Origin of the sequence: Acinetobacter sp. 10FS3-1 (genome assembly GCF_013343215.1) — a bacterium.
In the GTDB taxonomy this organism is placed as follows: domain Bacteria; phylum Pseudomonadota; class Gammaproteobacteria; order Pseudomonadales; family Moraxellaceae; genus Acinetobacter; species Acinetobacter lwoffii_C.
The window spans coordinates 83,789-96,604 of sequence record NZ_CP039144.1 but is presented as its reverse complement, the minus strand read 5'-3'; the positions used below and the strand labels follow the sequence as shown (position 1 = coordinate 96,604).

Sequence of the window (12,816 nt, the reverse complement as noted above, 5' to 3'; positions counted from 1 at the left end):
TAATTTAATCATGCAAATTGAATATTGACCGCACGAGGTATGTGGCGAATACAATTTTGGCAAACTTCATCACGCACTGGTGCAATGGTAGTAAGTTTGTATTTGGAAGGTTTTAAACCGTTTTGTGACCATGCTTTGCAGTAGGTGTCGTTTCCACTCCAAACATGAGATTTACGACCTTCTGCCAAACCAATAAGAAAATTCTGATCAAAAGGTTCTTCATTGGCTTTCCATTCAGCAAGGTTTATACGTCCGGCATGAAGGATGTTTTGAAGTAGTGCTCTTGCGCGTTGCATCGTCAATGTTTCAGTCGTATAAGACCAAGATTGAGCTTTTTGATCTTTTGGCACGTAGTACAAGCCCATTCGATTCTGATGTAGGAAAATCTTTATTTCACCGTCATAAACAGCACGAATTTCCTTTGGTTGATTCTTATGTTGATTCCCTGGAACCCGATGTGTCGAATTTTGATGGTTGCTTAGAATATCACCTAAATGCTCATAACAAAGTTGAAACCCACGCCATTGTCGCTGCATTACTTCATCATTAAACTGAGTAGGTGTAACCAATTCAAAGCGTTTGGGGCTAAAAACATTGGGGTATTCGTTTTTCATAGCCAATATAAAAAATTTAATGAGTTCTTCATTTCTCATTTGTTATTTCCTGTATCAAGCAGGGCGTAATGCACCTGAAAAAAATGGCTCTGTGGAGCCATAAAATTGTTAAGATTTTTGGTATTCAGCAAGCATTTCTCTTACACGCATGATCTCAGTGTCAGCGTGTGCAATACCACCTGTATTCATGTTGAGGTACAGGTTAAGTATGTCCTGAGTATTATCATATTCAAATACATTAATAGTGAAAGTTTTACGACCTAGATCAAACTGAGTCCAACGCAGATCGTCAGCACCGATCTGGTTATCAAACACTTTGAATTTGCCTTGTACAAAGTTCTCAATCGCTGTGAAGCGTTGTAAACCGTCAACACAGATCAATTTCTGATATTTGGTTGGAATATCAGTCTCACGGCGTTTAACCGGGCTATAGAAGTACGGCATGTTGAAAGTCAGGTTGAAAGCTGAACGTGGCAATAGGTTGCGCAGCATACATTCTACGAAGTAAATTTGTTTTTCCTCAGACCACACTACGCCACGCTGAAAGTCTGGAATCATATCAAGTTCAGATTCATCTTTTAGCAGAGCTACAATCAGCTCACGTACATTGCGCATAGAGAAATCGCAAGTATAGCCAGGACGATCTAGTGGTTTGATAATCGAATTTACGCGCTCGCGGTTCGCTTCACGAGCCAATTCTTCTTCTTTTGAAATTTGTACTTTAGCCATTTTTCCCTCGTCCGATTAATCAGGTCGGCTCCTGAATCTATGCAATATTTAGAGTTTAGTTTTACACTAAACTATTTAGTAGTTTCCCATAAAACATGGCATAAGTCAATGTTGATCTAAGTTAAACATATTGTGTATAAGGATGTAGTGTAATAGTCAACTATATGATTTATAAATATTTTACAGGAAAACGATAATTTTCAGCCCTTATCCTGATTAAGTAATCAGCTCAATGACATTAAATGATGGAACCCAATCACCGGTAGGCAACTCTATAGATTCGGCAATCCATTCTGGGTTGATCATTGGTTCCCCAAGCGCAATACAGTCAACTTTATGCAAAGGGAGTATAAATCCAGGGAAGCTTCCTGGATGACGTAAGGCACTAATCATCAGTTGATTAAGCTGCTTCTTGTTTCCTACTAATGAATCGACTGCTATGGCGCAATACGAACATTCTTTGGTAAATTCATTCATGTAATCAAGAGAAGCAAGGGTAGTGGTTGAGCGTTCTTCATCATTAGTCAGCGCATGACCAAATACCTCACCAATAAAACCACAATGTCCTAAACCATATCCAAGCTGTTCCAAGTAGAGTTTGTATTCTTCAATATTGCTGAATGGCTCTGTACGATCGGTCAGTAGTGGAACAGACAATGATTCGCGCAATTCACCGTGTATATCTTGAGGTTCAATGAACTTTAAGAAAAACGCAAAGAGGTGAGCATTGGCAACGGCGACCCCATGAGCTGAGTTTTCATAGATTACTGCCACTGTATGACTATTGGATTCGTACAGGCGATCTGTGGGTTCAGAATCATATTCAAAGTTTGCTAAACACATATTAAATAATACGGCAACTTCATTTTTTGAAGTCGGTGCTACGATTAGCTGAGAAGCTAAAGATTGAGTATTCATAATTTTTACCTATACATAAGCCTTTAATCCGGTGGCTCTGCCGGGGTGAGCTATTTGCCCTGTGTGAATGAATTATATGCTTAAAACATGGCATAGATCAATATAAATACAGCCTATATATTTTCTTGCAGCAACAAAAAAAAGCCTTTCCGCGAGAACAGAAAGGCTTTCTTCTGAATAGTAGTAATGCTTAATGTGTGTTGAACACTAATACATATAAAGGGTGGAGCATTTATATCAAAGGGAATATTTAGCTTCAATAGCCGTTGATATAAAAACAAAATACAAACGGTTGTTTGTTTATATACTGCTCAATTATTGGGTATTTTTTAATCATAGGTACTTAATCAACACTTCATACTCAAATTCTGGAATTTCTACGTGATGATCGTAATACATGATTTCCTCATGTGAAATCCAGAAGGATTTTAACGGCTCCTTGATATCTGAATAGTCGCCCATGTCACGGTCAGCATATTTTTCACCATCCCAATAGTTGAACAAGTCAAACATATTCTCGTCAATTTCAATCAAGCCTTGCTCAATATTGCCATGCTCAATTTTAAAAGCTTTCAATGCGGAAGTTGCGGTATCACCATTACGGCGTTGGTAAGTTACAAGAACAAAGATTGGTTGAACTGGTGCAGTTGCATTTGATGTAGTCATGGTTTATTTCCTCTGAGTATTTCGTTTAATCAGGTCGCTTCCTGTGGTGGCTAAATGCCGGTTAATTGGATTTTAAATCTGATCTGTTACCACGGTAAAATACGATATAAAGAGCCATCAGCTTTAGGCATAGACTTGATGCAATACTCCTGATCTTGCATCAATTTGAATAGTCATATTGTTTTTCCTAAGTATAAGCCTTTAATGCAGTGGCTTTTCTGCGTGAGCTTGCTGCTCTGTATATACAGGATTATTATTCAAAAAATGGCATAAGTCAATAAAATATCGGGCAATATCTAGGTTGCATCTAGCATGAAATTATTCGGATTCAAACTTTCTTTTTTTAAGCTTATAGGTGACACCCGCCTTAATTTTATGGGCTAATTGGGGATTGCGACCGGTGAGCTTCTTGATCTCCACAGGGGGCTTATTTGGCTCCTTACTCATTATGGTGTCATTTGCTACATACATCACTGTACCTTTGCGAGCTGCTGCAATTCCCGCTTGTTGGAGCACACGACCCGCCATCAATGCTATTTCTTTTTCTTCATCCTGCATGGTTGAAACCTCTAAATTTGGATGCCAGGACTGTCATTCTAGCACTAAAAAATCAACACATTTTTTTCTACTAAAAATCTAACGTCTACTTCTTTACCGGGCATAAAAAAGCCCCGAAAACCGGAGCTTTTGCATCATTTCAGGATTCGATGACCTGCTTCCACTTCATCTGGTCGAGCTTTGCGAAAATCATCCCATGAAAACAAAGAACCTTCACCGCCATGAGGTAGCTTGTACCAGATTTGGAGAAAGGGTTTCTCTGTCGATTCTTCAAACTCAAGAATTGCGTCGATTGCATCTGCATCGGTAAATACGAGTTTTTCACCCTTTTGGTACATAGAGTTCAATCCTTCACGCTGCATGAACTTGACGTTTAAAGTGCACTGGTTTTACTGGAACAGTATTCAAATCAAATAGTTCAATCAAGCGTTTACGGCGAGCCTTGTCCGTTACAGTTCTTTTGACGAAACCCAGTAAATTTGAGCGTGTGATTTTAGCCGAAATATAATCCCAATGGGTATCATTTCGATCAACCAGATCGCTTTCGGTAGTTCTTAATTGACTACGTTTTTTGTGCCAGTCGATATAGGCTTCACGATATAAACGTGCTTCATTGCTGCTATCTACATGAATGCAGTTGCTAATTACCTGATCTACAGTTGGATTCTTGATTGATTCATCTGGTGCAATAGAGTAAGTAACCATGCTTATTATATCCTCATGGAAATAAAAGTAATTCAAAGCTATTGTTGTAAATCAAATTAAATCAAATGCTTAAAATTTTATACATATTTTTTTATTTTAAAAATCTTAACGCCTACCTGGTTCCCAGGCATTAAAAAGCCCCGCAGTAGCAGGGCGGTGAATCAGACTGACATTTTCAATATTGAGCACTGTTGAATGATGTTCATAGGTACAAAATCTTGAACTGCATTCATTTTGAATTGCATGGTCAACAATTCAGGAGCGACTAGATAAGAGCCATTGAAATTAGGAGCATCAATCACACTCTCAAAATTAGCTTGTTCTTCAACAGTCGAATGGTCACGATATGCAGCGATCTGATCTGCCGTTAAGTATTCAGTAGGGGGTACATTCCAATAGAAACCTATGTCTGCGCCGTGGTTATAAAATTCGTCGATATATTCTGGAACAGAACTGGCATGCGCGAAAATATATGGGACAGTGGTACGCTTGGTCTTAAAGGCATGATAAGACGCATATTCCTCGGACCCACCGATATACATAAACATCATCTGGGAAAGGAATTTCTGAAAAGTCTGCTGATCAGTGATGGTTTGTTCTGGATTCAAGGAATCATAGCCAAAATGCTGCATAGCTTGAACAGACTGCTTCGGCATGACTTGGCGCAATAGGTGATTAAATAACACCGCATTTGCCTTCTGTACGCCTTCTGGGGTGTTTTCAAAGATCACCATGTACGTTTCAGTACGAGACTTCTCAAAACTGCGGTCTAAAGGGAATTTGCCGTTCTTAGTTTTGAAAAAATCAATATCAACCTGACATGCAATTTCATTCTGAACATTTGAGGTTGAGCTGCATGGAATTATTCTCATTGTGCATCCTTCCGAATCAGCCTTTAATACGGTGGCTTTCCGTGGTGGCAATATGCCTTGTATATACATAATTATATTCGCAAAACATGGCATAAGTCAATGAAAGCCAAACACTTAAATTTGGAAGCATTTTTTTATACCTAAAAAATCTAACGCTTACTTGGTTCCCAGGCATTAAAAAACCTGCATTTAGCAGGGTAAAGGGTTAAGCAGCTTGTAGTATGGTCAAAGGCTCTGTCAAAGGTGGTTTATATACCAGAAAATTGATCTGGCAAGGGGTAGCTCAAACATGAGCTTAACTGTAAAGTATTCTAAATAGTTAAAAATCCACAGGAAACCAGACATTTTTACCGGGCAGTGTTTATTACACTTTTGCGGTATATGTTGAGAATTATAATACTCATTATTGGCTAAATTAAATTTAATCACATCACTAAATTTTTCTTGTGTACATCATTATCAAAAAAACATAAAACATGGCATTAGTCATTTGATTTTAATTGTGTTATATAGTGGTTTATTAGTGGGATTGCGGAAACTGAAAGTTAAATTGATATGCCTTTATCAAATCTGAAAGCCAATAGAATTAATATGTCGGAACCCGATATACTATCTGTGCGTCTATCCAGAATGTCGCTGATGAAGCCTAGTGAGTGTTTATATGACAGCCATTTAATTGTCGAAGCTGCCGGGCTGTTTAATGGGTATTTTTTTGAATGCCTGATCTCTAAACAGGATAATAAAGCACTAGAATTGAAATGTTATCCTGAGAGAATTTTTAACGCTCAAGAAGCAAGACATATTGCTAATGGGGTTTATAAACAAGTTCTATCTAAATTGAAGGCCGATAAGGTAGTAGACCGCACGTTAATCGACTGGATGGACTACGGCACAAAAAAATACCAAGAATTAGAAAGCTTGTACCGCAGCATTAGAGGCGGGGTTGAATATACGCCGTGCTTTACCGAACTCAAGGTCAATATCTATTACAAAGAAGATATCAGTAAGCCTGAAATCATTTGCTATGGGCGGTTTAGGCTAGACCGACAAAACTTCATGTTCATCTATGGCATGGATATTGATAAAAAAGAGCATTATCTCTTTCATGGTGGCGATCTGGGTAAAGCACAACAGGAAACTGTTAAGGCTTATATCGCCAGACATATTGAATGTGTACAACATGCCGATTATTCGGACTTTACAGACAGTGTGTATGAGAAAGGCGAGAACTACACTAAATGCTTTACTGATCTGTACATGGAAAAAATATTCAGTAATTTACCGCATAAAGTGATCTTGAATGTTCCCTTTATTGAAAAAGATGAAGCCAAAGGTTTAGGTGCAAAATGGGATACAGCAATCAAGAAATGGACCATAGAAGATACTCACCCTAACTTTGCCCTTTTTTCAAAGTGGATTGATAACAAGCAAGACGAATCGGGTGAAGGACCAGATGATATAAGTGCTTTCACTCGCAATCTGGATATACCGATTACGCCACAGTATGTACAGCTCAACGTCAGCATCCCGGAAAAGGAAGATGCAAAGAAAATAGGGGCGTTCTACAGCAAAGAACATGGTTGGCGAGTGAATACACGCACTACCTCCTTGTCAAAGTATAAACACTGGCTACCTAAAAATAATCCACGTATAGATTTGGATATACCACTTACTCTAACCTATGAAATCCAGAAGCAGTATGACCTTATCTGGGACCCAAAAACCCGAAAATGCTACTGCTATGGGTCACACCCTAAACTCAACTCCATTAAAGAATTTATCGTAGAGAATGAAAATACACTCCGTTTGAATGTGTCATATCACGAAGAAGTAGCAGTAAGTGAATTAGGAGCATTTAAGAACCGGCATGGAACATGGTTATTTTATACGACAGCAAATAGCGATCTGGAAGCAATTTCGTACTGGCTCCCGGAGAATAATCAGCGAGTTTTCCTTGAAGGGTTCTACAGCCCTAAAACCGTCAACCGTTTAGGAATTATGTTTGACCGGGATAGAGAAAAATTCTTTGTCTATATGAGCCATCATCTAAGCAAGGATGAACTGGAAAAATTTGCACAGCCAAAACCAGTTAAACAGATGCCACCACCTAAAGAGCCAAAAAAAGCTACACCAAAACCAGTTAAGAAAGCTGTATCGGTCCAAGTGAAAACGGAAGCTGTATTTGAACCGCTAGATGAACCAAAAGTTGTATCAAACCCGGCTCCAACTGCATCAGTCTTTGCACAAAGAGAAGCGGTCACAAAGAATGATTTTAATAGTGCAGATATTCACCCAGATCACCTATTGAACTATTACTATAGGGAAGAAAAAAGGCTTCTGGAATTGGGTGCATATTACAGTGAGAAGGAAAAACGGTTATATATCCCTTCTGATCACCCAAACCCGCACGTATTTGATCATTGGTTGCCGGTGAATAATCCGAAGGTGTACCTAAATATGCCTAAAGGGAGCCACGAGATCGTAGAGAAATATAAAATTTCATGGGATGAAGAAGAAAAGAAGTTCTGGGTATATAAATCACATCCAAAATTTAAGGCTTTGAAAGTATTTACCCGGTAAAAAAAGCCCTCATTCATTTGAGGGCTTTTTTATTCAAGGCTTAGGCGTTATCAACTGTCCATTCTTCACCATCCCATTCCTGTTGATATTCTTGGGCGACTGTGGCTAGACCACATTGAAGGCTGACAATCAAATCGAAGCATTGTTGGGTCAGCTTTCGTCTTTTGAAACCGTGTCGAACATTGCTCAAGACGACTGCCATAAATGAGCTACCATTGATGCCAGAAAAGATATCGCGCTGTTCTTCTACCATACGGTTGATCTCATTGAGTAAGAACAATTGGTAGAAGTTAAAGTCTGGTTCTTGTTCCTGATCTTCAAACGCATAAAACACCAATTCATCACTTGAAGTTAGTTCAAAAATCTTGAACTGGCGAATATACGCATCCATCAATTCATAGGTATTAACCAGATTAAAATGCACTTCATCAAGCAAAGTGCTATTTAGGTTTATATCGTTGAGGTCATGTGCGAACTCGTGCATTTCAGCCCATTTAGGACAGTTTTTAACATCCGATTGAGCAATCACTTTAGCCATGTGATTGTCGTAATCACTAGACCGATTGTATGGTTTAATTTTAAGCTCTGCGAACTGATCTGGTGTGTAACCTAATACCGCAGATAAAACAGCTCCAATACGCATTTTAGGGAAAGATTCAATTGCGTTGCTTGCAGGGCGTTTAGGAGTAACCGATTCTTTGAACATCATGTTTATTTATCCTGAATTATTAAAATTTGAAAAGGAGAAGGGGGCGAACCCCCGGTGATTAAATTAGAGAGGTGATCATCCAAGCGGCACTATGGCTATAGTCAATCGGCTTGCTGTCTGGTTTGCTTGTAAAGATATTCTGGAAGCTCAAAATACCCATGCTGCGGAAGTAGCCCAGATGACTGTTAAAGGTCAGTGCATTTTCACCACGTTCTGTAACTTTGATACTTTGCTGATCTGCGCTAACTTCGTAGTAATCTTTAAGGTATGGGTGACGGCTGATATATTGATTGAACAGCTCGACAGCTTTAGGTTGGTTTTCCATAACCATATTCACCCATGCAGCAGATATGTTTGTGGTGCTGAAAAGAACACCGCGAGAAACCTCAGATTTGAAATCGTTAATTGAATCAACCAGAACACCTTTAGTTTTTTTAGCATTAGTTGAAACAAGAACAACGGTGGTTAAAGTAGGCATTTTATAATCCTGTATCTAAGCCATTAATGCAGTAGCTTTTCTGCTTGGAATGAAGTATTCCGAATACAATTATTATTACCTAAAACATGGCATAAGTCAATGTAAGGCGGTGGTTTAAAAAATTAATTTGCATGTTTTTTTATTAAAAAAATCTTAACGCCTACCGTTTTTCATGGGCTAAAGGTAAAAAAATAGGGAGCTGCTTGCCCCCATTGTTGTGTGGTGTGAATGGTGTCTGTACGCTCTGCCATTGTGCCTAAGTGATCGTATAGGCATTTGCTAATTGGGTGGCGTTCATCCTCCACAAGAGCGAAATAGCGAGCTTTATCCTTCGCATTCACCTGACGCAATACTTCGATCATGCCAATGGCACTGAAACAATATGCCAAAAAAGGGTGCTGATCTAGCACCCTTATTCCCAAGTCAATGATCAGGGAGTAAAGAACAGTTCTTCTATCGCTCTTTGTGCTATAGCCCCGCTAAAACCGTGATAGGCGATCTCAGTTTCTTTGCGGTCATAGAACTTCAATAAATACTGCTTTGCGTTAGGGTGATACAGTTTGGTCTTGATTGAGGAATAGAACAAATCAAATGGGTTTTGCTCTTTATATAAGTGCTCCAATTGCAGCTTGAACTCAGATAGGTCCACTTGACCCTCAATATGCTGCTGATAAATCTCGTAAGCATGCCCCATAGCCAGTACAAGCTCTTGCTTAATATTGGAAACAAGGTTTGCCTGACGTTCAAGATCAAACTCTTTGTCTAGCCATCCATTGTCATCCAGATTTTGAAGATGCTGAATCAAATGGGCTACAAACAAGAAATCAAAATTGATTACGGCATTGATCTGGTCATAAGCCTGAGTAACAGGGCGAGTGTTATTCACAACTTCATTGGCTCTGACAAACAGGTTAAGGTGTGCAGAACGACTGCTTGAGAATAAGTTGCCTGTTAATTTCAGGAGGTCTTTATGGGTACTGGTGGAAACCTTAGACATAGCCTGGTAAAAAGCTGCGCCGGACCGCTCAGTGAAAGGCTTGCGGTATTTAGCTTGCAAGAAGCCTAATAAAAAGTTTTCTAAAGCTTCACGGTTTAGGTGGTTTTCAACAGCGTACTGTCCTAATGAGAATGGTTTAGTAGCTTGAATTTCTGCGATTGCATTCATTGTTATAAATCCTGTTCTAAGTCTTTAATTAGGTGACTTTACCTGGCGAGCGATCTGCTCTATATGGTAGGAATTATAACCTTAAAACATGGCATAAGTCAATGTGGGGTTCGGGATTTTGAGTGTATTTCTTATAGTAAAGCATTTATATTGCACCTGAACTTGGAAATCAGGGTGTTAGTGGAATAAGAAGGAGGCCAAAGCGATACCGGTAAATATAGTGTTTAACGCTAATAGGGATGAATACAGACGATTATTAGACTTGAATTGCTTGACCTTGACCTGTGATGAAGCTTGATTTGTATAGGTCATCATATAGGTTCTAGTCACCACAACCATTGAAACCATACAGCCGATCAACCACAACAAGCACATACCACTCATTAGAACAGCATCAGCACCTATCTTGTCAATACTGATGGAATGTACCGTGAAAGTAGTTGCGTGAACACCTATGCAAAGCAGTAGATAGAAATTCAGCAGCAAGCATTTCATTAGATACTACCCAACGAATTTTGAAGGTTTTGAGCCGTTAGCATATCGCCGTGATCTATAACTTTAAGGTGTTTAGTAGCAGGGGGTTGAACTGTCTTGGTTGTGCGCTTTAAACCGATAAAGTTATCAGCTTGTTTGAGCCATACTTTTTCGTCCAGACGTTTTTTCTGAATTTGCTGTTTCAGGTAGGTATTTGAATTAACTGATTGAACCGGTTGTTTGATTTGCTTTACGGACGGCGTGGTAGCGTGGGAAGCCACTGCTAATAAACTTAGACAAATGCCAAAAAGTATTTTTTTCATTTACTGACCCTGTATTAATTATCTAATGTGCGATAAACAATCTGCTGTTACACAATGTATAAACAAAGTTTGCATAGGTCAATTGCCAACCACCCCCATGTTTTACTAATAAACCATTTTAAAACAAAAAGATAAGTCTGTTTATGTGAAACAAACAAATGATTGTTTGTTGTTTTTTTAATCAGATATAAAATTTACACAATGTTACAAGACAAAAAAAGCACCCAAATGGATGCTTTTAAATTAATCAGGTATTTAATCGCAGGATGATGACCCTGAATCGCTATTTGACCCCCAATAACCAGAATTGGAACTTGAGCTACTTGATTTCACAGGAGGGTGATTACACACCGGAGAACTTTTATGGTCGTGGTGATCGTCCATTAATTGAGAAAGAATCACCGCATCTGTGAAAGCATTATTATTACTATTGCTTACTGTAGTGTTGGAAGAAGCGGTAGGTGGAACGTGTGATCTGGTTGCATTTGATTTGGGCGGTCGAGCTGCTGGCTTTTGTTGTTCTTGTTCTCGCTGTTTCTTATTGCGTCGTTCTTCGGCAAATTCAGTAATATCCTTTGAAGATAGGACATACCAACCCGCAAGAACGATCACTATCAGGGCTAACCCTAAAGCCAATGAGTGTGAATCTATCATCTAATCATCCTCAATCCATACCATGAAATACGGTGGTATCCGTTTTGGTTAATAAAAAAGCCATTCCCAATATTGAATTGAAAATGGCATAAGTTAAATAGAATTTACAGGGTGGTTAGATCGTCATTATCCTCGTAACCTTCATCTTCACCAGTATATTCAGCATAGGTCATGCCGAATATCTGTAAGCATGTATCGTTGATATCATCTTGGTCAATGTCGATCATTAGAAAATCATCTACGCTATCTGTTTCTGGGTTAAATCCATCTTCAAATTCGTATTTAGCGATACAGGTATATTGATTGCCTGGCTCAAATGAAAATAATTCAGCTTCAATCTTGTATTGGCGCACCAGTGCTTCAATCGCTGCATGTGGGGCTTTCCAGTGAGTATTGAATACAACGGTGGTAAAGCCATCTTCTCGCTCGTCCTGGCGAACTTCGGTATCATAAGGACGGCAACGAACACCCCAATAAAATTCAGCAGAACCGCCCTCTGGAATAGGAGCAATACGAGCAAAATCCAAGTATGGTTTTTCGTAATCAAATTCAGGCTGAGTGAACAAGTGAGCAATCTTTTTGAATGCTTCGTTTGAAAGAATAAGTTGGTTGGTGCAGATATTAGCCATGTTTATTTTCCCTTTGAGTATTAACCTTTAATCAGGTGGTTATCCTGTCGAGCTATTTTGCTCTGGTGTGAAAAAATAATATCAATAAAACATGGCATAAGTCAATATAAAATGACATAATCTCCACATCGACAAATAATACATATTTAAGTAAGCAGGATAATAAAATGATGAACTTGATCGAAAAGATTAAAACAGCATAAACTAAAAAAGAGCGTGTTGAATTGCTCAAGACTGTTATTAAAAAACGTGAAGAACCTCGTCACCCGGTAGATATTGAAGCCGATATGCTGATGGAACGCATTAAAAAATGGGGTGAACGCTATAATGGTTATGAGCTAAACCCTGAGTTTCAACGTGGTCATGTTTGGACCAAGCTAGATCAACAGAAATATATTGAAGCCCTAATGCGTGGTGTTTTGCCCCGCCAGGCTAAAACCATTACTTTGAATATTTGTGGTTGGCTTTGCAACGCCTTACTGCAATCGAAGCATTTAAAAATAAAGAAATCACGATTTTCGGTGGTATTGATATTGATGATTTGGCAGATACAAGTTTTGCCCTAGATAATCATAACATCCATGTTGCAATTTATGATTACCAGAATTATAAAGACGTACTCGATCTATATATTGATATGAATGACACTGGCGTTGCTCATACCCAAGAAGAGATTGAACGTGTTAAACTAATTCGACAAAAGGTAGCTGAGTAATCAGCTCCTTTTAAAAATCGCTTGAGC

General features: G+C 38.8%; 17 protein-coding genes. 2 read left to right on the top strand and 15 right to left on the bottom strand.

All coding sequences use genetic code 11. The features are described 5' to 3' along the window. Positions 1–8 precede the first annotated feature (8 nt). From E5Y90_RS14550 to E5Y90_RS14515, 8 genes are all read right to left on the bottom strand, one after another. A complete protein-coding gene (locus E5Y90_RS14550; protein ID WP_163146578.1) occupies positions 9–653 on the bottom strand; it encodes a hypothetical protein in 645 nt (214 codons plus the stop codon). A 69-nt stretch (positions 654–722) separates the two neighbouring features. Continuing rightward, on the bottom strand, positions 723–1,343 hold the full coding sequence (locus tag E5Y90_RS14545) for a DUF262 domain-containing protein (protein ID WP_163146577.1): 621 nt from the start codon (positions 1,341–1,343) through the stop codon (positions 723–725). 216 nt (positions 1,344–1,559) lie between these two features. Further along, positions 1,560–2,261 (bottom strand): hypothetical protein, encoded by a 702-nt coding sequence (locus tag E5Y90_RS14540; RefSeq protein WP_163146576.1) that lies wholly within the window; start codon positions 2,259–2,261, stop codon positions 1,560–1,562. Positions 2,262–2,594: 333 nt separating this feature from the next. Then, complete coding sequence (locus tag E5Y90_RS14535; RefSeq protein ID WP_163146575.1) at positions 2,595–2,927, bottom strand: hypothetical protein; 333 nt, start codon at positions 2,925–2,927, stop codon at positions 2,595–2,597. 318 nt (positions 2,928–3,245) lie between these two features. Next, positions 3,246–3,485, bottom strand: a complete 240-nt coding sequence (locus E5Y90_RS14530) for a hypothetical protein (RefSeq protein WP_163146574.1) — start codon at positions 3,483–3,485, stop codon at positions 3,246–3,248. Positions 3,486–3,619: 134 nt separating this feature from the next. Next, a complete protein-coding gene (locus E5Y90_RS14525; protein WP_163146573.1) occupies positions 3,620–3,823 on the bottom strand; it encodes a hypothetical protein in 204 nt (67 codons plus the stop codon). Between the two features lie 13 nt (positions 3,824–3,836). Continuing rightward, positions 3,837–4,190, bottom strand: coding sequence for a hypothetical protein (locus E5Y90_RS14520; RefSeq protein ID WP_163146572.1), 354 nt, complete (start codon positions 4,188–4,190; stop codon positions 3,837–3,839). A 161-nt stretch (positions 4,191–4,351) separates the two neighbouring features. Then, positions 4,352–5,062 carry a hypothetical protein gene (locus tag E5Y90_RS14515; protein ID WP_163146571.1) on the bottom strand — a complete coding sequence of 237 codons (711 nt, stop codon included), beginning with the start codon at positions 5,060–5,062 and terminating at the stop codon, positions 4,352–4,354. 555 nt (positions 5,063–5,617) lie between these two features. On the opposite strand from E5Y90_RS14515, the gene E5Y90_RS14510 reads away from it, so the two are divergent. Then, positions 5,618–7,642: a DUF5710 domain-containing protein gene (locus tag E5Y90_RS14510; RefSeq protein ID WP_217485953.1), complete on the top strand. Its 2,025-nt coding sequence runs from the start codon at positions 5,618–5,620 to the stop codon at positions 7,640–7,642. A gap of 40 nt (positions 7,643–7,682) precedes the next feature. Here the strand turns inward: E5Y90_RS14510 and E5Y90_RS14505 are convergent, their stop codons facing one another. The 7 genes from E5Y90_RS14505 to E5Y90_RS14475 form a co-directional block, all read right to left on the bottom strand. Beyond that, entirely contained in the window at positions 7,683–8,351 is a 669-nt protein-coding gene (locus E5Y90_RS14505) for a hypothetical protein (RefSeq protein ID WP_163146569.1), read from the bottom strand. Positions 8,352–8,409: 58 nt separating this feature from the next. Next, complete coding sequence (locus E5Y90_RS14500; RefSeq protein WP_163146568.1) at positions 8,410–8,829, bottom strand: hypothetical protein; 420 nt, start codon at positions 8,827–8,829, stop codon at positions 8,410–8,412. A gap of 170 nt (positions 8,830–8,999) precedes the next feature. Further along, a complete protein-coding gene (locus E5Y90_RS14495) occupies positions 9,000–9,239 on the bottom strand; it encodes a hypothetical protein (RefSeq protein WP_174660620.1) in 240 nt (79 codons plus the stop codon). A gap of 20 nt (positions 9,240–9,259) precedes the next feature. Continuing rightward, entirely contained in the window at positions 9,260–9,994 is a 735-nt protein-coding gene (locus E5Y90_RS14490) for a hypothetical protein (RefSeq protein WP_163146566.1), read from the bottom strand. Between the two features lie 494 nt (positions 9,995–10,488). Then, positions 10,489–10,791, bottom strand: coding sequence for a hypothetical protein (locus E5Y90_RS14485; protein WP_163146565.1), 303 nt, complete (start codon positions 10,789–10,791; stop codon positions 10,489–10,491). A gap of 255 nt (positions 10,792–11,046) precedes the next feature. After that, on the bottom strand, positions 11,047–11,445 hold the full coding sequence (locus tag E5Y90_RS14480; RefSeq protein WP_163146564.1) for a hypothetical protein: 399 nt from the start codon (positions 11,443–11,445) through the stop codon (positions 11,047–11,049). A 104-nt stretch (positions 11,446–11,549) separates the two neighbouring features. Beyond that, complete coding sequence (locus E5Y90_RS14475; RefSeq protein ID WP_163146563.1) at positions 11,550–12,074, bottom strand: hypothetical protein; 525 nt, start codon at positions 12,072–12,074, stop codon at positions 11,550–11,552. A gap of 466 nt (positions 12,075–12,540) precedes the next feature. Between E5Y90_RS14475 and E5Y90_RS14470 the strand changes: the two genes are divergently transcribed. Then, positions 12,541–12,789, top strand: coding sequence for a hypothetical protein (locus tag E5Y90_RS14470; RefSeq protein WP_174660619.1), 249 nt, complete (start codon positions 12,541–12,543; stop codon positions 12,787–12,789). The last annotated feature ends 27 nt before the right edge of the window (positions 12,790–12,816 follow it).